Origin of the sequence: Micromonospora musae (assembly GCF_003626545.1) — a bacterium.
GTDB lineage: Bacteria > Actinomycetota > Actinomycetes > Mycobacteriales > Micromonosporaceae > Micromonospora > Micromonospora musae.
The window spans coordinates 472,342-493,295 of the sequence record NZ_RAZS01000005.1 but is presented as its reverse complement, the minus strand read 5'-3'; the positions used below and the strand labels follow the sequence as shown (position 1 = coordinate 493,295).

The following is a 20,954-nucleotide window of genomic DNA, read 5'->3' as shown; positions in this document are numbered from 1 at the left end:
CGTCGATGAGCGAGACCGTGCACAACCGCCTCGCGGTGCTGCGGGCCGAGCGGGGCATCTCCCGACGGCAGCTCGCCGACGCGTTGGGTGTGCACTACCAGACCATCGGCTACCTGGAGCGCGGCGAGTTCCGCCCCAGCCTGCACCTGGCGCTGCGGATCGCCGCGTACTTCGAGGTGCCGGTCGAGGTGGTCTTCTCGATCGAGCCGTTCCCCCGGATCGGGGACGCCGCCACGGGGGCGCGCCGCCCGGCGTGAGCCCGCCACACCGGGTCAGCTCCGCCCGGGTGACGCCCCGGTGTGGGCGTGTTCGCGGCTCAACCGGTTCAGCTCACGGGTACGCAGCACCGCGTACCCGAGCATCGCCGCGGCGAGCAGCGCCAGCAACAGGGCCGGCGACGGCACCAGGAAGACGACGAGTCCCACCGACGTGACTCCGTACGCGGCAACCGCCCAGCGCTCCCCGCTGATCGACGCGACCAGCGCGCGCAGGGCCAGCTCGCAGCCCATCCAGACGAAGAGCGAACCGGCCAGCACCAGCCGCAGCTCGATCGACATCCGGGTCGCGTCGGAGTCGATCACGCGAACCGTCTGGCCGAGGGCCCAGCCGAGCAGCAGCAACGCGCCGAGCAGCGGGGTGTGGATGTAGGAGTACGCGTGCCCGGCCTTGAGCCGATCGACGCCGACCCCGGTGCCCACGAACGCCGTGTAGATCCACCAGATGCAGGCCGGCACGACGAAGGCGAGCGCCGCGTACAGGATCATGATCGTGCCCGGGTAGCGCGGTATCGCCCCGAGCAGGTCCGCGACCGAGCTGCCGAGCACGATGATGGTGAACTGCCCGATGCGCTCCGGCAGGTGGCGGGCGTCCACCGGAAACCGGTTGAGCCGCCGGTAGCCCACCCACGGGGTGGCGAGGTCGACGCAGATGCCGACCACCCAGAACCATGGCCGCAGGTGCGACGGCACGAAGAGGGAGACCAGCCAGATCAGCCAACCGGCGCCGAACCCGATCAGGTAGACCGTGGTCACCATCCGGGCGCCCTCGCTGGTCGGTCGCGCCCGCAGGTAGAGCAGGAGGAGCACCCCCCGGACGATCAGGTAGCCCACCGGGAAGAGGAGCCCCTTCGGCACCTCGTCGACGCCGAGGGTGATCGCACCCGCCCCGAGCAGCGCGCCGAGCATCATCAGCCGGTGCACGCTGTCGTCCGGGTCGTACCGGGTGTCGTAGTAGACGTGACCCACCCAGGCCCACTCCACCACCACGAAGATCCCGGCGGCGGCGAGCACGCTGGTCAGCCGTGGTGTCGGATCGTGTCCGAGCCGGCCCGCCACGGCGGCCAGGGCGAAGACGAAGACCACGTCGAAGAAGAGCTCCAGCCAGCTGGCGTGCCGGTGCCCGGCCTCGTCCCCGAGGACCGCGGGACGGCTCTGGACCAGGCGGTCGGTCAACCACCGCCACCGGGAACCGTCATCGGGCCGTACCGTCCGCACCTGGTCATGATTTCCGTAGCCGGGCGATCCCGGTGGCGGAACCGGCGACTCGCTCGCGGCCCCCGCCACACGCCGTGCCCCCGGGGGCACGATCGTCGGCCCGGCAGGGCAGGATGTAGGCCGAGGAGGTGGCGGAGATGGCGGGGCGGATCCGGGACGAGGACATCGCGTTGGTCCGGGAACGCACCTCGATCGAGGAGATCATCTCCGAGACGGTGACGCTCCGGTCCGCCGGTGGCGGCAACCTCAAGGGGTTGTGCCCGTTCCACGACGAGAAGAGCCCCTCGTTCAACGTGTCCCCGGCGCGCAACGTCTGGTACTGCTTCGGCTGCGGCGCCGGCGGCGACGCGATCAAATTCCTGATGGACGCCGACCACCTCAGCTTCGTCGAGGCGGTCGAGCGGCTTGCCGGCCGCGCCGGGATCCAGCTGCGGTACCTGGAGACGGACTCGGGCCCGTCGCGGAGCCGCCCGCAGCAGGGGCAGCGGCAGCGGCTGGTCGCCGCGCACGCCGCGGCCGTCGAGTTCTACCAGTCCCAGCTCACCACGGCCGGCGCGCGACCGGCCCGCGAGTTCCTGGCCGCGCGCGGCTTCGACCGGGCGGCGGCCGAGCGCTACGCCTGCGGCTTCGCCCCCGACGCGTGGGACCAGCTCACCAAGCATCTGCGCCAACGTGGGTTCACCGCCGACGAGCTGGTCACCGCCGGGCTGTCCCGCCCGGCCCGGTCGGGCTCGCTCATCGACCGGTTCCGCCGCCGGCTGCTCTGGCCGATCCGGGACCTCACCGGGGACGTGATCGGCTTCGGGGCGCGCAAGCTCTTCGACGACGACGACGGCCCGAAGTACCTGAACACCCCCGAGACGCCGATCTACAAGAAGTCGCACGTCCTCTACGGCATCGACCAGGCCAAGCGGGAGATCGCCAAGCAGGGCAAGGTCGTCGTCGTCGAGGGCTACACCGACGTGATGGCCTGCCATCTGGCCGGCGTCACCACGGCCGTGGCCACCTGCGGCACCGCCTTCGGCGCCGACCACATCGGCGTGCTGCGCCGGCTCCTGCTCGACACCGACGCGGTGGCTGGCGAGATTATCTTCACCTTCGACGGGGATGCCGCCGGGCAGAAGGCCGCCCTGCGCGCCTTCGAGGACGACCAGCGCTTCGTGGGGCGTACCTTCATCGCGGTCAGCCCCGACAACATGGACCCGTGCGAGCTGCGCCTGGCCAAGGGCGACCTCGCCGTCCGCGACCTGGTCGCGCGCCGCGAACCGCTTGTCGACTTCGCGCTGCGACACGTCATCAGCCGCCACGACCTCGACACCGTCGACGGCCGGGTGGAGGCGATGCGCCGGGCCGCACCCCTGGTCGCCAAGATCAAGGACCGGGAGAAGCGCCCCGAGTACGTCCGCAAGCTCGCCGGCGACCTCGGCATGGAGATCGAGCCCGTGCAGCGGGCCGTGCAGGCCGCCGCCTCGGGCGCGGGGGAGCGCGAGGCGCCCGCCCGGACACCCCGACCGGCCGCCGAGCCCGGCGTGGACAGCCCGCAGTCGATGGTCGAACGCGAGGCGTTGAAGCTCGCCCTCCAGCAGCCGGTGCTCGCCGGCCCGATGTTCGACGCGGTGGAGGCCCCCGAATACCGGCACCCGGTCCACGTGGCCGTTCGCGAGGCGATCGCGGCGGCCGGTGGTGCGGTGGCGGCGGCCGGCGGGGCGGTGTGGATCGAATCGGTCCGGGACGCCTGCGCCGACCTGGCCGGCCAGGCCCTCGTCGCGGAACTCGCCGTCGAACCGCTGCGGATCGACGGCGAGCCGGACCCCCGGTACGTCTCGGTGACCATGGCCCGGCTGCAGTGGGGTTCGGTGACCGCGCGGATCAAGGACCTCAAGTCCCGGATCCAGCGAATCAACCCGATCAGCAACAAGGACGAGTACTTCGCGCTCTTCGGCGAACTGCTGTCGCTGGAACAGCACGCCCGGGCGCTGCGCGAGCAGGCCGCGGGAGGACTGTAGATGGGACTGTTCAACCGTCGACCGAAGCTCCGCCCGGCCGACCGGCCACCCCTCGCCCGCGACGAGCGGGTGCTCGCCTGGGCCTCGGCCGGGAACGGCGAGGGCGGCGGAGTCCTGGTCGCCAGCAACCTCGGCATCTGGCTGCCCGGCCGGTCGGAGCGGGTGGGCTGGCACGAGCTGATCAAGGCGACCTGGTCCGGCCGGGAGTTGACGCTCACCGTGGCCGAGCACGTCGGCGAGCGGGACGGCTACCTGGTGGTCGCCGACGCCGCCCCGCAGACGTACCTGCTGCTCGACCCGGGTGACCTGCCGCACCAGGTGCGGGCGCGGGTCACCCGGTCGGTCGCGTACACCCAGCACCACCGGGTGCCCGGCGGCGCCGGCCGGATCGCCGCCCGGCGGGCCCCCGGCGTCGACGGCCTGACCTGGACCGTCCGCTACGACCCGGGGACCCCACCCGACGACGCCGAGGTGACCGCGGAGACCGACCGGTTGGTGGAGGCGGCCCGGGCCGCTACCGCCCCCGCCGACGTCTGAGCCGCAGCGGCCGGCGACCGCGGATCAGCGGGCGCCCAGGTCCTGCAGGGCCTTCTCCGCGCCCCGGTGCAGCGGCACCGGGTCGGTGCGCCGGGCGTTCTCCAGCGAGATCCCCTTCGCGGCCGGGTTCGCCTGCGCCAACGCGTCCTTGCGGTCGAAGACCGTACGGGTGATGGCGCAGGCGACGTTCGCGTCCAGGTTCGTCCGCACCAGCAGCACGTTCGGCACCACGATGGTCGGGGTGTCCGCGGCGGTCCGGTACGCGTCCCGGCCGATCGTGCCGGCCTGGTAGGCCGGGTTCAGCTCGGCCATCTTCGGCAGCAACGGGGTGATGTCGAGGAACCGCACCCGGTCACCGGCGGTGGTGAACAGGTCGGTCACCCCGCCCGTGGGGAGCCCGCCGGACCAGAAGAAGGCGTCGATGCTGCCGTCCTTCATCCCCTCGACGGTCTTGGTGAGGTCGAGCCGCTGCGCCTGGATGTCCTTCGCCGGATCGAGCCCCGCCGCCTGGAGCAGCCGGTGGGCGATCACCTCGGTGCCGGACTTCGGCGAGCCGGTGGAGATCCGCTTGCCCCGCATGTCGGCGACCGAGGAGATCCCGGCGTCGTTGCGGACCACGACCTGGGTGTAGTTGTCGTAGATGCGGGCCAGCGCCTGCACCGGCTGGGCGGCGGTGAAGCTCTCCTTGCCCTGGACCGCGTTGACCGCCGTGTCGAAGAGGGAGAAGGCGACGTCGTACTGGCCGGCGACCAGCTGCTCGATGTTCTGCACCGAGGCGCCCGTCTCAGCGGCGGTGCCGCTCAGCCGGCCGCCGGTGGCGTCGGGGAGTTGACCGGCGAGGGCGTTGCCGACCACGTAGTAGACGCCTGTCGAGTTGCCGGTCGCGATGCCGACCCGGGTGTCCCGGTCCACCTCGCAGCTGACCTCGCTGGCGGTGTCGTCCTCCGCCGCGCCACCCTGCCGGCCACCGCAACCCGCCAGTCCCGCGGCCGCGACGGCGAGCACGCCCACGCCCGCGAGGAGCCGAACCTTCATCCCGCTCACCGTGTTACCTCCCTCAGCTCAGCAGTTGTCCCGGCCTGCCCGCCGGACCGACCGGCGGAGCCGCGTCGTACGAGCACCCCCGCGACGGCCACGGCGGCCAGCCCGACACCGATCGCCACCGACACCGGCTCCAGGCGGAGCAGGACCACGCCGGCGAGCGCGGCGAGCACCCGTTCCGGCGTACCGGCCGGTCCCACACCGGGCAGCCAGCCGCCGGCCGCGACGGCGAGTACGGCGACGCTGAGCGCGAGGACCACGGTGGCCGTCAGGATCTGCCGCGGCCCGCCGATGCCGAGCAGCCCGAGGCCCGCGGGTGTGATCACGAAGGCGATCGGGATGAGGTACGCCGGCAGCGCGTAGCGCAGCGTCTGCCACATGGTGGGCACCAGCCGGCCGCCGGTGACCGCCGCCGCGGCGACAGCGGCGAGGGCGGTCGGCGGGGACGCCTCGGAGAGCACCGCGAAGTAGAAGACGAACATCGCGGCGGCCGGCGTGGCCACCCCCAGGTCGAGCAGCGCCGGCCCGATGATCACCCAGCCGATCACGAAGGAGGCGGTGACCGGCACGGCGAGCCCGAGCAGGGTGAGCGCGACCGCGGCGAGGAGCGCGGTGAGCACCAGCACCACGGCCGGGTCGTCGGTGACCGCTCGGGCGCCGTCCAGCAGCAACGCCGCCGTCTGCGGGCCGAGCCCGGTCTTCGTGGTGGTCGCCGTGATGATGCCGGCGGCGGCGCAGACGGCGGTGACCGCCAGCACGCCGCGTACGCCGCCGACCAGGGCGGCGGTCAGCCGGCCCGGGGTGAGCCGGTGGGCCCGGTCCAGGAAGGAGAGTGCGGCGGCGAGCACTGTCGCGAGCACCACGGCCCGGGTGGCCGACATGCCCACGGCGAGCAGCACGATGATGACGACCAGGGACGCGAAGTGGTAGCCGAACCGGCCGAGCAACCGCCACGGGGAGGCCACGTCGACGAAGACCGCCCGGACGCCCGAGCGGCGGGCGTCGATCTCCACGGAGAGCAGGATGCCGAGGTAGTAGAGGACGGTCGGCACGGTGGCCCAGCCGAGCACCTGCAGGTACGAGACGCCGAGGTACTCGGCGATGATGAACGCCGCCGCGCCGAGCGTGGGCGGGGAGAGGATCGCGCCCACCCCGGCCGCGGCCAGCATGCCGCCGGCGCGCTCCGCCGGGTATCCGGCCCGCCGCAGGATCGGCCAGGTCACCGCGCCGATGCTGACCGTGGTGGCGGCTCCCGAACCGGAGACGGTCCCGAGCAGGAATCCGGAGGCGACCGCGGTGCGTCCGGCGGCCGTCCGGGACCGGCGGAACGCCGCGCTGGAGAGCTCGACGAAGAACCGGCCCGCGCCGGAGAGGTCCAGCACCGCGCCGTAGATGGTGAAGAGCACGATGTACGACGCGGCGACGTCCAGCGGGGTGCCGTAGAAACCGCTGTCGGAGTTGTAGAAGGCGTCGACGAGTTGGCTGAAGTCGAGCCCGGCGTGGGCCACCGGCCAGGACTGCGGGAGCAGGCCGCCGTAGTAGCCGTAGCCGAGGAAGAGCAGGCAGACCGCGGGCAGGATCCACCCGGTGGTACGCCGGCACGCCTCCAGCAGCAGCAGGAGCAGCACGGTGCCCATCGCCAGGTCGGCCGGGGCGAGCAACCCCTGCCGGTCGAGGAAGGCGTCGTAGCCGCCGCCACCCGAGCCGAACGGGATCGGTAGCACCGGGTAGAGGCAGGCGACCAGCGCCAGCGCGGCGAGCGACCAGTCCGCCACGGTGGGCCGGGACCGGCTGCCGGCCGCGCCCGGTCGTACGGTTCGCGGTTCGGGTTCGGCCCCGGCCGGTGGGCGCTCATCGGACCGCCGCCCGGCGTGCTCGTGCGTCGGCTCACCACTCGGCCCGGCGTGGTCGTGCGTCGGCTCACCACTCGGCCCGGCGTGGTCGTGCGTCGGCTCACCACTCAGCCCGGCGTGGTCGTGGGTCGGCTCGGCACCCGGCCGGGCGTGGAATCCGGCGGGCTGATCGGCGCGGCGGCGCAGCCGCAGGCCGGAAGGGTAGGCGAGGAAGACCAGCGGCAGCACACCCGCGAGGAAGATGATCAGGTAATACTTGCTGCCCTGCGGCAACGGCCGGAAGACCTGCCAGAGGGCGAGCACGCCGACGGCCACCGCCGCCGCGCCGACGAGCAGGTTGACCGTGCCGGTGAGCGCCCGGCCGGGCTTCTCGTCCTCGAACTGCGCGGCCAGCTCGGGCAGCCCGTCCGGGTCGGGCCGCGGCACCGTGCCGGAGCGTCCACTGTGTTTCCCGGCCGGAGCCTCGTCGACGGCGGCGCGCGCGGTCTCGCCGGGCGCGGCGGATCCCTCGGGCGCGCGGGCCGGGTCCGGGCCGGTCGCGGCCTCGGTCGGGCCGTCCACGGCCTCCTCCGGGGCCGGGCGGCGCGGTGCCGGCGGCGAACCGTCGGGAGAGCGGGTGGACGCCACAAAGGGAAGATACACGCCTATTGATGGCCGGCGGGGGTGGCGCCGCCCGGGTAAATCGGGTGGAGCTGTCGGACCCGGCGGTTAGGGTCGGGCGGTGACCAGGGCACTCATCGAGGCACGTCGGCTGGTGAAGAGGTTCGGTGACTTCACCGCGGTCGATGGCATCGACGTAGCGGTTCTTCCCGGGGAGGCGTTCGGCTTCCTGGGGCCCAACGGCGCCGGCAAGTCGTCGACCATGCGGATGATCGGTTGCATCTCCCCGCCGAGCGGGGGCGCGCTGCGCATCCTGGGCATGGACCCGGTCCGCGACGGGCCGGCGATCCGGGCCCGGCTCGGGGTCTGCCCGCAACTGGACAATCTCGACCCCGAGCTCACCGTTCGGGAGAACCTGACCACCTACGCCCGCTACTTCGGCATTCCCCGTCGGGTCGCCCGGCAGCGGGCGGGCGAGCTGCTCGACTTCGTCCAGCTCGCCGAGCGCGCCGACAGCAAGGTCGAGCCCCTCTCCGGCGGCATGAAGCGGCGGCTCACCATCGCCCGCGCGCTGGTGAACGAGCCGGAGATCGTGCTTCTCGACGAGCCGACCACCGGGCTCGACCCGCAGGCCCGCCATCTGGTGTGGGAGCGGCTGTTCCGGCTCAAGCAGCAGGGCGTGACGCTGGTGCTGACGACCCACTACATGGACGAGGCCGAGCAGCTCTGCGACCGGCTGGTCGTGATGGACGGCGGCCGGATCGTCGCCGAGGGGTCGCCTCGCGTGCTGATCGAGCGGCACTCCACGCGTGAGGTGGTGGAGCTGCGCTTCGCCGCCGAGTCGCAGGAGGCGTTCGCCGGCAAGCTCGACGGGCTGGGTGAGCGGATCGAGGTGCTGCCCGACCGGATCCTGCTCTACGTCGCCGACGGTGACGCGGCGGTGGCCGAGGTGCACGCGCTCGGCCTCAACCCGGCCAACGTGCTGGTCCGCCGCAGCAGCCTGGAGGACGTCTTCCTGCACCTCACCGGCCGCACCCTCGTCGACTAGGGCGTGTGTGCCTTGCCGGACCGCCGCGTGGACTCCGCCTCGGCTCGACCGAGGACCTTCGGGGACTCGTTCGGATACCGGTGTCGTATCCGGACGAAGCGCCGACGCGGCCGATCGTCGTCTGGGCCCGCCGCAGGCCGGCCAGGACTTTGACACACGCCCTAGGGCAGCGGCGCGGGCACGGGCATTTATAAGATCAACCCCGCTGGTTCCGGCGGACGTACGAGCGAGGGGTGATCCGGTGTCCGGTGTGGAGGTCGGCCTGCGACGCCAGGAGGGGCTGGGCGCTCTATACCTCGGTATCTTCGCCACCATCTGGTTCAGCGTGCCGGCCGCGGAGCAGCCACTGCGCGGCCTGCTGGTGGCGGGCAGTGTGGCGGCGCTGCTCACCGCGGTGGCCGGCGGTGTCGTCACGGCCCGGTCCCGGGGTGCGGCCGCCGGCCCGCGAGATCGGGCGAACGACCGCCGTTACCTCCTGATCGTCGTGGCCGAGTTCGCGCTCGCCGGCCTCGGTGCGGCGGCGTTGGCCGTCGCCGGCTGGTCGGAGTACATCCCTGTGCTGGTCTGCGCCGTGGTGGGGCTGCACTTCTTTCCGCTCGCCCCCGTGCTGGGCAGCCCGCCGCTGCGACACCTCGGCGTCGCGACCTGCGCCGTGGCGGTGGCCGGTTTGTTGACCGGGCTGCTGACGGGGGTGTCGGCCGGCGTGGTCGTGGGCACCGGCGCCGGAGTCCTGCTGCTCGGCTACGCCCTCCGATCGCTGCTGCGCAGCGTCCGCGGCTGAGCCACTGCCACCGTCGCCGGTCATCGCTCCGCTCCGCGACGGACCGGTCCGGCGCTGGGTGCGGCGTCAGCCGGCGATGAGCAGACCCGCCCCGGCCAGCAGGGCCAGGGTGAACACCGCGGCGAGGGCGGCGGCGCGCCGGCGTGCGCCGGCACCGCCGACGAGACGTAGGGCGAGGGCGAGCGGGCCGATGGGCAACATGGTCCGGGTCTCCTTCCGGTCGACGACGGCGATCAGGGCGGCGGCACCGAGGATGCCGGCGGCGAGCCGTAGCGGTGACACGCCCAGCTCGGTCGCGCCGTGCACGTCGGCCTGCCACTGTTCGAGGTAGCGGGCGCGCCGTTCGCGGGCGAGCAGGCGGGTGGCGCAGCGGACGACGGTGAGCGCGACGCGCTCGGACGGCGTCATCAGGCCTCCCGGGGTCGGGTGAGACGCTGCCGGGCCTTCCGCGTGGCGGCCTGCGCGCAGACTCGTCGTGCCGCCACGGCACCGTCGACGGTCAGCTCGTACATCCGCCGTCGGGGACCGCGACGCTCGGTCTCCTCCCAGCGCGACGTCAGCCAGCCGTGGCGTTCCAGCCGCTCCAGCAGCGGGTAGACGCTGCCCGAGGGGCGCCCGGTCAGCTTGATGATCTCCAAACCCCACCGGGGCCGGTCACTGTCGAGCAGCACGCGGAGTACGTCGACCGTCGCGGCACCGATGCGTTCGAGTGGCTGCACGCATCAAGGCTACCTATGTAGATTAACCCTGTCCAGCAAATGCGGAACCGAGACTGTCGCTGTCTTCTCGTTCCCCGCCCGCCATTCTCCCGCACCGGTCCGAACTCGTGCTCACCCTCCCGGCGGGCGGCGGGCGGCGCGGCGGAAACTGCCGCGACACGTACGCCGGCCGGCCGTAGGGTGGCGGCGGCTGTCGTACCCCTCCGGTACGAAGGCTGCGACGGGCGGAGAGCGGTCGGGGGTGGTCGTGGTGGGCGTGGCCCCATCGGTGCGGGAACGGACCCGCCCGCCGCTGCCACGGGTGCCGGCGTTCACCGTCCTCAATTTCTTCCTGGTGGGCTATCGCCGCACCTGGCGGGCCGGGGTCTTCTCGTCCTTCCTGCTGCCGGTCCTGACGGTGCTCGGGTTCGGTGTCGGTGTCGGCGCCTACGTCGACCAGGGCGTCGACGGCGTCAGCTATCTCGACTGGTTGGTGCCCGGCCTGATCGCGTCGACGGCGCTGCAGGTGGCGCTCGGCGACTCGACCTGGCCCGTGTTCAGCAACTTTCAATGGATCAAGACGTACTACGCGCAGAGCGCCGCGCCGCTGCGGGTCGGTGACATCCTCGTCGGCCACCTGCTGTACGTGATGTTCCGGGTGCTCACCACGATCGCCGCCTTCCTGTTGGTCACCGCGCTCTTCGGCGCGCTGCGATCACCCTGGGCGCTGGCCACCCTGCCGGTGGCGGCGCTGCTCGGCCTGGCGGTCGCCGCACCGACCTTCGCCTACAGCGCGGCCGTCGACAGCGACAGTTGGCTCGCCCTGCTGTTCCGCTTCGCAGTCATCCCGATGACCCTCTTCGCCGGGGTGTTCTTCCCGGTCGACGGCCTGCCCGTGGGGCTGCGCTGGCTGGCGTACGCGGCACCGCTCTGGCACGCCGTCGACCTGTGCCGGGCGGCGACCCTCGGCGTCGCCGCGGAGTGGTCGGTCGCCGGTCACCTGCTCTACCTCGTGGCCTGGGCGCTCGCCGGCGGCCTGCTGGCCCGCCGGATGTTCCGCCGCCGACTCGTCGTCTAGGAAGGGCCGATCGTGGTCGCTCTGGTCCTGCCCCGGCTGATCGACGTCTCCGCCGCGTCCCGGCGGTCGGTCTCCGTCACCGAGCGCAACATCGCGGCGCTGCGGTCGGTCTACTGGCTGCTGCTCGTCTCCGGTTTCGTCGAGCCGCTGCTCTACCTGCTCTCCATCGGGGTGGGCGTCGGCGCGTTGGTCGGTGACCTGAACCTGCCCGACGGGCGGCTCGTGAGCTATGCGGCGTTCGTCGCCCCCGCCATGCTCGCCTCCTCGGCGATGACGGGGGCGCTCGCCGAGACCACCTTCAACTTCTTCGGAAAGATGAAGTACATGAAGCTGTACGACGGGGTGATCGCCACCCCCGTACGGCCGTTCGAGATCGCCCTCGGGGAGCTGGGCTGGGCGATGCTGCGGGGCAGCGCCTACTCGGCCGCCTTCCTGGTGGTGATGACCGCGATGGACCTGACCACCGTCGGGCGGGCGGCGATCGCCTTCCCGGCCGCCGTGCTGGTCGGCTTCGCGTTCGGCGCGTCGGGCATGGCGCTCGCCACGTTCATGCGCAGTTGGCAGGATTTCGACCTGATGGGCTCGGCCCAGTTCACCCTCTTCCTCTTCTCCGGCACGTTCGTTCCGGCCGAGGCCTACCCGACAGTGCTGCGCTGGCTGGTCGAGGTCACTCCGCTCTACCGGGCCGTGCACCTGATCCGCGACGTCGCGCTCGGCACCTCGGGTCGGTCCTGGCTGATCGACGTGCTCTACCTGCTCCTCGTCGTCGCGCTGGGGCTGCTGGTGGCCTCGCGCCGGATGGGGCGGTTGCTCTACCGGTAGGTGGTTACCCACCGCGTCGTCGGGGCATCTCCGCAAGGCACACGCGACGACGAGGAGGGGTGAATGGCCGCCGACGAGTCCGCCCGCCGAGGACCCGACCGTGACGACGGCGCCGCGCGGGAAGCCGCCGACCACCCCCAGGGAACCCGGGAGCCGGCCGGGCCGGAGGCGGGCCCGGAGAGCCCCGCTCAACTGCCGGGCACCGGGTGGCTGGCGGCCCTGCGCCGGACGGTTAAGGAGTTCCAGGAGGACAATCTGACCGACTGGGCCGCCGCTCTGACCTACTACGGGGTGCTCTCCATCTTCCCCGGCCTGCTCGTGCTCATCTCCATCATCGGCCTGCTCGGCCCAGGGGCGACCGAGGGCGTCAAGGACACCGTGGGTCAGGCCATCCCACAGGGCAATATCCAGCAGATCCTCGAGAGGGCGATCGAGCAGGCGCAGAAGTCCGGAGGGTTGGCCAGCGCCGGTGCGGTGCTCGGTCTGCTCGCTGCCTTCTGGTCCGCGTCCGGCTATATCGCGGCCTTCATGCGCGCCTCCAACGCCATCTACGACGTGCCGGAGGGGCGACCGATCTGGAAGACGCTGCCCACCCGGATCGGTGTGACCGCCGTGATCGGAGTGATGCTCCTGGTCAGTGCGGTGATCGTGGTCTTCACCGGCCGTCTCGCCCGGTCGGCCGGGGAGGCGATCGGGCTGGGCTCCACGGCGGTGACGGTCTGGAACATCGCGAAGTGGCCGGTTCTACTCATCCTGGTCAGCCTGATGTTCGCGATCCTCTACTGGGCCTCGCCGAACGCCCGGCACGGCGGCTTCCGCTGGGTCAGCCCCGGCGGGGTGCTGGCCGTGGTGATCTGGCTGGTGGTCTCCGCGCTCTTCGCCCTCTACGTGAGCAACTTCGGTTCGTACAACAAGACGTACGGGACCCTCGCCGGTGTGATCATCTTCCTGGTCTGGCTCTGGCTCACCAACGTCGCGATCCTGCTCGGGGCCGAGTTCCAAGCCGAGCTGGAGCGCGGCCGGGCGATCTCGGCCGGTCACGATGCCGACGAGGAGCCGTACGTGGAGCTGCGCGACGACCGCAAGCTCCGCAAGGCGGCGCGTCGGCGTCCGGAACGGTGAGCGGGTGCGCCCCTGTGCGCCGGCGTACTGCCTGCCGCGCCGGTGGACGGCGCGGCAGGCAGCGGCAATTCAATGCGACCGGGTCAGCTGCAGTAGTCCAGGTCGCACCAGCCGTTCAGGGTGATTTCCTGAAGGTCGTTGACCTTGTGCCACCCCGGGTAGTACCTGTTTCCGACGGTGTCGGAGTAGTAATAGCCGGCCGGTACCTGGAATCCGTCGGTGTCCCGGAATTCGTAGTAGCTGCTGGAATCGGAGCCAGAGCCGGCACCCGCCGGGAGCATCATGGTCTTCGTGTTCGACGGCCAGTTTCCCGAGATCTTCAGGGACCGGCCGAGTCGGTTCTTCACCTCGCCGCAGAAGATGCCCGCGGTGCAGTTGCCGAGCGGCGCGAAGTCCCCACCGGCTGCCGTCGATGCAGCCTGCGGCGCAGTTACGGGGGCGATGGTTCCGGTCGCGGAAGCCGACTCCGGCGCTGCCGCCTCGGCGGCGGACGGTGCGACGAGCGCGAAGAGCGCCGCCGCTGAAACGGCCGCGAGAAAGCGCGTCCTGCGATTCATGGGATTCCTTCCTGCCGGGGTGTTCGGGCACGCCAAAACGGAAGGTGGCCGCAATGCAGCAATTGCGGTCCGCGACCTCGCCCCCGTCGCTGTCGTCGCTCGGGACGCTATCCGCCACGTTGATCGGTGTCAATCGATTGAGAATGCCGGCCGGGACGGTAATCGCGCGTTGATCATGAGGTTGGCGGCTTCTTTGGAGATCGAATCCCTCGTCAACCTCATGATCAGCGTGGCGGCGGGCGTTGGGTGACGCGGAGAGGTCGGCCCGGTTCGGCCCCAGGGGCTCTGCCGTGGTTGCGGGACCTTGCGATGCCCGCTGCTACCAAAACTTCTGTCCGAATGAGCAAAAGTTAGCGACGGATTAGCCGAAGCCCTGGACATGCAACGCGGAAGGCTCCTACTGTGTCGGACACAACGCATAGACGGAACGTCGATGTGAAGGATGCCGATGTGGAGGTGAGTCCAGTGCGGAGCGACGACCCACTGCACGTACGCCTTCTGCGGTTGCTCCGCGACGAAGGTGCCGTCTCGCGGGCCGAACTCGGCGACCGGTTGCAGATGCCACGTCCTCGGCTCCTCGCCGAACTGGAGCGGCTCGTCAACCTCGGCTACGTCGCCGAGGCCGGGCTCGCCGCCTCCCGCGGCGGACGTCGGTCCACCCTGGTCGAGCTCAACCCTCGGCTGCGGTTCGCCGCTGTCGACCTCGGTGCCTCCTCGATCGACGTCGAGGTGGTCAACGGGCGGCTCGAACCGGTCGCGGCGTACGGGGAGGCGGCGGACATCCGCTCCGGCCCGAAGGTGATCCTGCAACGGGTCAACGAACTGCTGCACAAGGCGAAAGTCGACGGCGCGTACGAGCGGCTGGACGGCGTCGGTGTCGGCGTACCCGGCCCGGTGAGCTTCCGCGACGGGCTGCCGGTGTCACCGCCGATCATGCCCGGCTGGGACCGCTACCCGGTGCGCGAACTGCTCAGCCGCGAGCACGGCTGCCCCGCCGTGGTCGACAACGACGTCAACATCATGGCGATCGGCGAGCGACACGGCGGCGTCGCGCACTCGGTCGACGACTTCCTGTTCGTGAAGATCGGTACGGGCATCGGCTGCGGCATCTACCTCAGTGGCGAGGTCTACCGGGGCACGGACGGCTGCGCCGGCGACATCGGGCACATCCAGGTCGACTCGCACGGTCCGATGTGCTCCTGCGGCAACATCGGCTGCCTGGAGGCGCTCTTCAGCGGCGCCGCGCTGGCCAAGGAGGCCGCCACCGCCGCCCGCAGCGGAACGTCGGCGGCGCTCGCCGACCGGCTGGCCGCCAACGGCGTGGTGACCGCCCTCGACGTCGCCGAGGGCGCCGTCGAGGGAGACGTCACCTGTATCCAGCTGATCCGCGACGGGGGGCGGCGGGTCGGCGGCGTGCTGGCCGGACTGGTGAGCTTCGCGAACCCGTCCATGATCGTGATCGGCGGCGGCCTCGCCCAACTCGGTCACATCCTGCTCGCCGAGATCCGCAGCGTGGTCTACCGCCGGTCGCTGCCGCTGGCCACCGGCAACCTGCCCGTCGTCCTCTCCGAGCTCGGCCCACGGGCCGGGGTCGCCGGCGCGGCGGTGCTCGCCAGCGACGTCGCTTTCGGGGAGGCATCGTGAGCGCGAGGAGTGAGCCGGGTTTGCGAGCCCCGCAGTCGCGATCTGTGGGTGTGGTGAGCGCGAGGAGTGAGCCGGGTTTGCGAGCCCCGCAGTCGCGATCTGTGGGTGTGGTGAGCGCGAGGAGTGAGCCGGGTTTGCGAGCCCCGCAGTCGCGATCTGTGGGTGTGGTGAGCGCGAGGAGTGAGCCGGGTCTGCGAGCCCCGCAGCCGTAGGTGGACTGGTTGTGACCGAGCGGGAGGAGGCGTGGTGACCGAGAGGGAAGCGAGCCCGACGGGCGGCAGCGCGGAGGGCGGGTCCGTGGACGCCCCGCTGCTCGAGGCGCCGGCCGACGCGGTCGCGGGCGAGGTGGTGCTGCGCCTCACCGACGTAGTCAAGACCTTTCCGGGCGTACGCGCCCTCGACGGCGTGCAGCTGGAGGTCCGCGCCGGCGAGGTGCACTGCCTGCTCGGCCAGAACGGTGCGGGCAAGTCGACCCTGATCAAGGTGCTCTCCGGGGTGCACCGGCCCGACGCCGGTCAGGTCGAGTGGCGCGGCGACCCGGTCACCTTCGCCAATCCGCAGGCCGCGATGCGCGCGGGTATCGCCACCATCTACCAGGAGCTGGATCTCGTCGAGGACCTCTCGGTCGGCGAGAACGCCTTCCTCGGTCACGAGCCGCGCCGCTTCGGCTTCGTGCGCCGTGGCCACATGGCTCGGCGTACCCGGCAGATCCTCGGCCGACTCGGCCACGCGGAGATCCCGCCGAACCGGATGGTCCGCGCCCTGCCGGCCGCCGGCAAGCAGGTCGTCAGCATGGCTCGCGCGCTCTCCCACGAGGCGCGACTGATCATCATGGACGAGCCGAGCGCCGTGCTCGCCCACGACGAGGTCGGCAACCTCTTCCGCATCATCCGCGAACTGACGGCCCAGGGCATCGCCGTCATCTACATCTCGCACCGGCTCGAGGAGATCCGCGAGATCGGTGACCGGGTGACCGTACTCAAGGACGGCCGGACCACCGCGGCGAACCTGCCGGCGCGCGACACCCCGACCCGCGACCTGGTCAACCGGATGACCGGCCGCACGATCGAGTACGTCTTCCCGGAACGCCCGGTGGCCGCCACCACGGCGGACGCCGACCTGCTCGAGGTGGAGGGGCTCACCCGGGCCGGGGAGTTCGCCGACGTGTCGCTGCGGGTACGCCCCGGTGAGATCGTCGGCATCGCCGGGCTGGTCGGCTCCGGACGCTCCGAGCTGCTGGAGACGATCTACGGGGCCCGCCGGCCCGAGGCGGGGACGGTGCGGATGGCCGGCCGGGCGCTGCGGCCGGGCAGCGTCGGCGCGGCGGTACGCGCCGGGATGGGCATGGCCCCGGAGGAGCGCAAGAGTCAGGCGTTGCTGCTCGGCGAGCCCATCTACCGCAACGTCACCCTGGCCACCTTCGCCCGGTACGCCCGGGCCGGTTTCACCGACACCGGCCGCGAACGCGCGGAGGCGGACCGCGTCGCGGAGAGCCTGGAGCTGCGCCCGCGCGACGTTCGCCGTCCGGTGCGCACCCTCTCCGGCGGCAATCAGCAGAAGGTGGTGGTCGGGCGCTGGCTGCTCGGCGACACGAGGCTGCTGCTGCTCGACGAGCCGACCCGCGGTGTCGACGTCGGCGCGCGGGCCGAGCTCTACCAGGTCATCCGCACCCTCGCCGAGCGGGGCGTCGGGGTGCTGCTGGTCTCCAGCGAGGTTCCCGAGGTGCTCGGCCTGGCCGACCGGGTGCTGGTGATGCGGGAGGGGCGGGTCGTCCGCGAGGCCCCGGCCGGCGAACTTGACGAGAACACCGTCCTCGACCTCGTCATGGCGGGGTCCCTGATGGAAGGCGCGGCGGCATGAGCGACGTGACCGACACCTCGACCCCGGAGCGGCCGGCGCAGTTGCCGGCGCAGTCCCCTCCGGTCGACCCGGCGGAGACGGCGGCGGCCGAGCAGCGCGCCGGGGGCCGGCTCTCCTGGTGGCGCGGCGAAGGCGGCGAGGGGGCGCGGCGAAATCTCTGGCTCATCGGGGTGCTGGTGGCGCTGATCGTCATCGGCGTCATCACCCGACCGGACCTCTACGGCGACTCCAGCTGGGTGTGGAGCAACATCCTCGTCATCCTGAAGCTGGCCTCCGTGGTCGGTGTGGTGACGGTGGGGATGACCTTCGTCATCATCGGTGGCGGCATCGACCTGTCGGTCGGCGCGATCGTCGCCCTGGCCGGGGTCTGGGCGACCACGGTGGCGACCCAGAGCTACGGCGCCGGCGGCATGATCTTCTGCGCGCTCGCCGTCGGTCTCTGCGTCGGCCTGGTCAACGGCGTGCTCATCTCGTACGGCCGGCTGGTGCCGTTCATCGCCACGTTGGCGATGCTGGTGGCCGCCCGCGGTCTGGCCGCCGAGCTCTCCGACAAGCAGACCCAGGTCTCCGACAACGCCACCATCAACGGCATCGCCAGCACCAACCTGTTCGGTATCCCGCTGCTGGTCTACATCCTCGCCGCGGTGGTGCTCGCCGGGTGGGTGCTGCTCAACCGCACCACGTTCGGACGGCGCACGGTGGCGGTGGGCGGCAATCCGGAGGCGGCCCGGCTGGCCGGCATCGACGTCAAGCGGCACACGGTGCTGCTCTACGCGCTCTCCGGGCTCTGCTGCGGCATCGCCGCGATCATGCTCACCGCCCAGGCCACCTCGGCCCAGGCGGCGATGGCGAACCTCTACGAGCTCGACGCGATCGCCGCCGCGATCATCGGCGGCACGCTGCTCAGCGGCGGGCGGGGCACCATCATCGGCTCCCTGCTCGGGGTGATCATCTTCTCGACGATCACCAATCTCTTCGCGATCAACGGTCTCACCACCGAGGCCCAGAACATGGTCAAGGGCGGCATCATCGTCGCGGCCGTTCTGGTCCAGCAGGTGCAGTTCCGCAGCCTCACCCAGTTCCTCGGACGTAACCGACTCACCACCAACTGACCCACCGCAGCACACCCGGTCACCGTGCAGGCGACGGTGACCGGGCCCCGCACACCCTTTTCCCACTCCCACCACCGCGAATTCAGGAGGTCGTCATGACCGAGCACAGTCGCGACCTGTCCCGCCGCCGCCTGCTCTTCGGCGGGGCTGCCGTCGGCGCCGGCGTGCTGCTCGCCGGCTGCACAAGCAACGAGTCCGATCAGCCCAGCACCGCGCAGACCAAGGGTGCCGACGCCGCGGCCGGCGGGAACGCCGCCCCGGGCGAGCGGGTGACGATCGGCTTCTCCGCCCCGGCCGCCGACCACGGCTGGCTGGCCGCGATCACCACCAACGCCAAGGCGCAGGCCGCCGCGTACTCCGATGTGGAGTTCAAGACGGTCGAGGCCGGCGCGGACGCCGCCGCCCAGCGGGCCGCGCTCTCCACGCTGATCTCCCAGAATCCGGACGTCATCGTGCTGCTTCCGGCGGACGGCAAGGAGCTCAACGCCGCCGGCCTGGAGGCGATGAAGGCCGGCATCCCGGTGGTCAACCTGGACCGGGCCTTCCCCGACGCGCTGGCCTACCGGCTCCAGATCAAGGGCGACAACTACGGCATGGGGGTCGCCGCGGCCAACTACATCGTGGCGCAGCTCAAGGCCAAGGGCGTCAGCGCCCCGATCATCGGTGAGATCGCCGGCACGGACTCCCTGGAGCTGACCCAGGAGCGTTCGAAGGGCTTCGCCGACACCCTCCGCCAGAACGGGCTGACGGTGAACAACCGCCGTCCGGCCGAGTTCACCGCCGACTCCGGCCAGCAGGCCGCGACCAGCCTGTTCCAGGCGCTGCCGAAGATCGACGCGATCTGGAACCACGACGACGACCAGGGCATCGGCGTGCTGGCCGCGGTCACCCAGGCCAACCGCAAGGAGTTCTTCATGGTCGGCGGCGCCGGCTCGAAGAAGGCGATCGAGGACATCCAGGCGGACAACACCGTGCTCAAGGCGACCGTCACCTACAGCCCGTCGATGGCGTCCTCGGCCATCTCGCTGGCTCGGCTGATCGCCCAGGGCAAGGGCATGTCCGACCTGGTGGAGCTCCAGGTGCCCAAGGAGATCATCCTCGCCTCCGAGACGATCACGAAGGAGAACGCGAGCAGCTACCTCAAGCTCGGGTTCTGACACATTGGGGGGAGACCCACCTTGTCCACTACAGGTAAGCAACTGCGGGTCGGCATGGTCGGCTACGCGTTCATGGGTGCCGCGCACTCGCAGGCGTGGCGCACCGTGAACCGGGTGTACGACCTGCCGGCGCGGGCCCGGATGGCGTTGATCTGCGGCCGGGACTCCGGGAAGGTGGCCGAGGCCGCCGACCGGCTCGGTTGGGAGGCGTACACCACCGACTGGCGTGACCTGGTCAACCGGGACGACATCGACGTCGTCGACGTCTGCACCCCGGGCGACAGCCACGCCGAGATCGCACTCGCCGCGTTGGCCGCCGGCAAGCACGTGCTGTGCGAGAAGCCGCTGGCCAACACAGTGCAGGAGGCGCGGGAGATGGCCGCTGCGGCGGCCACGGCCCAGGCCTCCGGTGTGCGGTCGATGTGTGGATTCAACTACCGCCGGGTGCCCGCGGTCACGATGATGCGCCAGTTGGTCGCCGACGGACGGCTCGGAGTGATCCGGCACGTCCGGGCGGTGTACCTGCAGGACTGGATCGTGGACCCGCAGTTCCCGCTGGTCTGGCGGCTGCAGAAGGACAGGGCTGGGTCCGGTGCGCTCGGAGACATCGGCGCGCACATCGTCGACCTGACCCAGTACGTGACCGGCCAGCGGATCACGGGGGTGAGTGCCGTGACCGAGACGTTCGTCAAGGAGCGGCCGCTCTCCGCCGAATCGAGCGGGCTGGCCGCCTCCGCGAACGGCGGTGACGGTCAGGTCGTCGACGGGGCCGGCCCGGCAACGGGTCCGGTGACGGTGGACGACGCCGCGCTCTTCGTGGCCCGGCTCGACGGCGGTGCGCTCGCCACGTACGAGGCGAGCCGCTTCGCCACCGGGCGCAAGAACGCCCTGCGGGTGGAGATCAACGGTTCGCTGGGGAGCGTGGTGTTCGATCTGGAGCGCCTCAACGAGCTGGAGTTCTACGACGCGACGCGGCCGACGGCCGAGCAGGGCTTCAGCCGCATCCTGGTGACCGAGGGCGAACACCCGTACATGTCGGCCTGGTGGCCGCCGGGGCACATCATCGGCTACGAGCACTCGTTCACGCACCAGATGCGCGACTTCATCGAGGCGATCGCCACCGGTGCGGATCCGGCTCCCTCCTTCGCCGACGCGTTGCAGGTCCAGCTGGTGCTGGACGCGGTGGCCCGTTCGGCGGAGCTGGGCTCGTCGTGGACGGAGGTGGAACCCGCGCTCACCGCGGTGGCCGTCTGATCCGATCCGGTCCGGCCGGGCAGCCCGGCCGGACCGGCCCCCGATTCGCCCGCGGTGGCGGCGTCGCCGCCCCGCCCGATCAGTACCTCCGTTCCGACCGGTGAGGGCCGGCCGCGGTTGCGCCCCGCGGCTGGGACGAGGTCGAGTCCGGAGGGAGTGCGCCCGGGCCCGTGCCCGGTGGGCACACGCAGGACGGCTCTCCGGTGCGGCCGGACCGGGATTCCCCGGCCACACCGGAGGGCCGCCACCACCGTCGACGATCCGGAGGAGCAGATGGCACGTCCACCTCTT

At 71.6% G+C, this 20,954-nt stretch carries 19 protein-coding genes; 13 read left to right on the top strand and 6 right to left on the bottom strand.

The window, feature by feature from the left end; translation table 11 throughout:
- The first annotated feature begins 5 nt into the window (after nt 1–5).
- The gene (locus D7147_RS16985; RefSeq protein ID WP_120678695.1) at nt 6–257 is read left to right on the top strand and encodes a helix-turn-helix transcriptional regulator; all 252 of its coding nucleotides are present in this window, start codon (nt 6–8) and stop codon (nt 255–257) included.
- Between the two features lie 15 nt (nt 258–272).
- Here the strand turns inward: D7147_RS16985 and D7147_RS16980 are convergent, their stop codons facing one another.
- Nucleotides 273–1,493: a low temperature requirement protein A gene (locus D7147_RS16980; protein WP_158609363.1), complete on the bottom strand. Its 1,221-nt coding sequence runs from the start codon at nt 1,491–1,493 to the stop codon at nt 273–275.
- Between the two features lie 137 nt (nt 1,494–1,630).
- Between D7147_RS16980 and dnaG the strand changes: the two genes are divergently transcribed.
- Nucleotides 1,631–3,499 carry a DNA primase gene (gene dnaG, locus D7147_RS16975; RefSeq protein ID WP_120678961.1) on the top strand — a complete coding sequence of 623 codons (1,869 nt, stop codon included), beginning with the start codon at nt 1,631–1,633 and terminating at the stop codon, nt 3,497–3,499.
- Nucleotides 3,500–4,036, top strand: a complete 537-nt coding sequence (locus D7147_RS16970) for a hypothetical protein (protein WP_120678691.1) — start codon at nt 3,500–3,502, stop codon at nt 4,034–4,036.
- A gap of 24 nt (nt 4,037–4,060) precedes the next feature.
- On the opposite strand, the gene D7147_RS16965 is transcribed toward D7147_RS16970, so the two are convergent.
- Nucleotides 4,061–5,071 (bottom strand): TAXI family TRAP transporter solute-binding subunit, encoded by a 1,011-nt coding sequence (locus D7147_RS16965; RefSeq protein ID WP_120678688.1) that lies wholly within the window; start codon nt 5,069–5,071, stop codon nt 4,061–4,063.
- 5 nt (nt 5,072–5,076) lie between these two features.
- Complete coding sequence (locus D7147_RS16960) at nt 5,077–7,557, bottom strand: TRAP transporter permease (RefSeq protein WP_233563172.1); 2,481 nt, start codon at nt 7,555–7,557, stop codon at nt 5,077–5,079.
- 94 nt (nt 7,558–7,651) lie between these two features.
- Between D7147_RS16960 and D7147_RS16950 the strand changes: the two genes are divergently transcribed.
- Nucleotides 7,652–8,578 (top strand): ABC transporter ATP-binding protein, encoded by a 927-nt coding sequence (locus D7147_RS16950; protein WP_120678686.1) that lies wholly within the window; start codon nt 7,652–7,654, stop codon nt 8,576–8,578.
- Between the two features lie 241 nt (nt 8,579–8,819).
- The gene (locus tag D7147_RS16945) at nt 8,820–9,359 is read left to right on the top strand and encodes a hypothetical protein (RefSeq protein ID WP_120678683.1); all 540 of its coding nucleotides are present in this window, start codon (nt 8,820–8,822) and stop codon (nt 9,357–9,359) included.
- A 66-nt stretch (nt 9,360–9,425) separates the two neighbouring features.
- Here the strand turns inward: D7147_RS16945 and D7147_RS16940 are convergent, their stop codons facing one another.
- Both D7147_RS16940 and D7147_RS16935 read right to left on the bottom strand, forming a co-directional pair.
- Nucleotides 9,426–9,767: a hypothetical protein gene (locus tag D7147_RS16940; protein ID WP_120678681.1), complete on the bottom strand. Its 342-nt coding sequence runs from the start codon at nt 9,765–9,767 to the stop codon at nt 9,426–9,428.
- Nucleotides 9,767–10,078, bottom strand: a complete 312-nt coding sequence (locus tag D7147_RS16935) for a PadR family transcriptional regulator (RefSeq protein WP_120678679.1) — start codon at nt 10,076–10,078, stop codon at nt 9,767–9,769. The genes D7147_RS16940 and D7147_RS16935 overlap by 1 nt, the downstream gene beginning before the upstream one ends.
- A 256-nt stretch (nt 10,079–10,334) precedes the next feature.
- Here D7147_RS16935 and D7147_RS16930 point away from each other — a divergent pair, with 256 nt between their 5' ends.
- The 3 genes from D7147_RS16930 to D7147_RS16920 all read left to right on the top strand — a co-directional run bounded on the left by D7147_RS16930 (nt 10,335) and on the right by D7147_RS16920 (nt 13,079).
- Nucleotides 10,335–11,135 (top strand): ABC transporter permease, encoded by an 801-nt coding sequence (locus D7147_RS16930; protein WP_120678959.1) that lies wholly within the window; start codon nt 10,335–10,337, stop codon nt 11,133–11,135.
- A 12-nt stretch (nt 11,136–11,147) separates the two neighbouring features.
- Nucleotides 11,148–11,957, top strand: a complete 810-nt coding sequence (locus tag D7147_RS16925; protein WP_120678677.1) for an ABC transporter permease — start codon at nt 11,148–11,150, stop codon at nt 11,955–11,957.
- Between the two features lie 63 nt (nt 11,958–12,020).
- Nucleotides 12,021–13,079, top strand: coding sequence for a YihY/virulence factor BrkB family protein (locus D7147_RS16920; RefSeq protein WP_120678675.1), 1,059 nt, complete (start codon nt 12,021–12,023; stop codon nt 13,077–13,079).
- A gap of 83 nt (nt 13,080–13,162) precedes the next feature.
- Here the strand turns inward: D7147_RS16920 and D7147_RS32125 are convergent, their stop codons facing one another.
- On the bottom strand, nt 13,163–13,636 hold the full coding sequence (locus tag D7147_RS32125) for a hypothetical protein (RefSeq protein WP_147437407.1): 474 nt from the start codon (nt 13,634–13,636) through the stop codon (nt 13,163–13,165).
- 465 nt (nt 13,637–14,101) lie between these two features.
- Here D7147_RS32125 and D7147_RS16905 point away from each other — a divergent pair, with 465 nt between their 5' ends.
- The 5 genes from D7147_RS16905 to D7147_RS16885 all read left to right on the top strand — a co-directional run bounded on the left by D7147_RS16905 (nt 14,102) and on the right by D7147_RS16885 (nt 20,663).
- Nucleotides 14,102–15,280, top strand: coding sequence for an ROK family protein (locus D7147_RS16905; protein WP_120678670.1), 1,179 nt, complete (start codon nt 14,102–14,104; stop codon nt 15,278–15,280).
- Nucleotides 15,281–15,625: 345 nt separating this feature from the next.
- Nucleotides 15,626–17,140 (top strand): sugar ABC transporter ATP-binding protein, encoded by a 1,515-nt coding sequence (locus tag D7147_RS16900; protein WP_199716782.1) that lies wholly within the window; start codon nt 15,626–15,628, stop codon nt 17,138–17,140.
- A complete protein-coding gene (locus tag D7147_RS16895) occupies nt 17,137–18,252 on the top strand; it encodes an ABC transporter permease (protein WP_120678668.1) in 1,116 nt (371 codons plus the stop codon). Before D7147_RS16900 ends, D7147_RS16895 begins: the two co-directional genes overlap by 4 nt.
- Nucleotides 18,253–18,347: 95 nt before the next feature.
- On the top strand, nt 18,348–19,409 hold the full coding sequence (locus D7147_RS16890; protein ID WP_120678666.1) for a substrate-binding domain-containing protein: 1,062 nt from the start codon (nt 18,348–18,350) through the stop codon (nt 19,407–19,409).
- 54 nt (nt 19,410–19,463) lie between these two features.
- Nucleotides 19,464–20,663: a Gfo/Idh/MocA family protein gene (locus tag D7147_RS16885; RefSeq protein ID WP_120678664.1), complete on the top strand. Its 1,200-nt coding sequence runs from the start codon at nt 19,464–19,466 to the stop codon at nt 20,661–20,663.
- The last annotated feature ends 291 nt before the right edge of the window (nt 20,664–20,954 follow it).

Coding starts and splice junctions, on each gene's coding strand:
- D7147_RS16985 (WP_120678695.1), top strand. CDS start 6: ATGAGCGAGACCGTGCACAACCGCCTCGCGGTGCTGCGGGCCGAGCGG.
- dnaG (WP_120678961.1), top strand. CDS start 1,631: ATGGCGGGGCGGATCCGGGACGAGGACATCGCGTTGGTCCGGGAACGC.
- D7147_RS16970 (WP_120678691.1), top strand. CDS start 3,500: ATGGGACTGTTCAACCGTCGACCGAAGCTCCGCCCGGCCGACCGGCCA.
- D7147_RS16965 (WP_120678688.1), bottom strand. CDS start 5,071: ATGAAGGTTCGGCTCCTCGCGGGCGTGGGCGTGCTCGCCGTCGCGGCC.
- D7147_RS16940 (WP_120678681.1), bottom strand. CDS start 9,767: ATGACGCCGTCCGAGCGCGTCGCGCTCACCGTCGTCCGCTGCGCCACC.
- D7147_RS16920 (WP_120678675.1), top strand. CDS start 12,021: ATGGCCGCCGACGAGTCCGCCCGCCGAGGACCCGACCGTGACGACGGC.
- D7147_RS32125 (WP_147437407.1), bottom strand. CDS start 13,636: ATGAATCGCAGGACGCGCTTTCTCGCGGCCGTTTCAGCGGCGGCGCTC.
- D7147_RS16895 (WP_120678668.1), top strand. CDS start 17,137: ATGAGCGACGTGACCGACACCTCGACCCCGGAGCGGCCGGCGCAGTTG.
- D7147_RS16890 (WP_120678666.1), top strand. CDS start 18,348: ATGACCGAGCACAGTCGCGACCTGTCCCGCCGCCGCCTGCTCTTCGGC.
- D7147_RS16885 (WP_120678664.1), top strand. CDS start 19,464: ATGGTCGGCTACGCGTTCATGGGTGCCGCGCACTCGCAGGCGTGGCGC.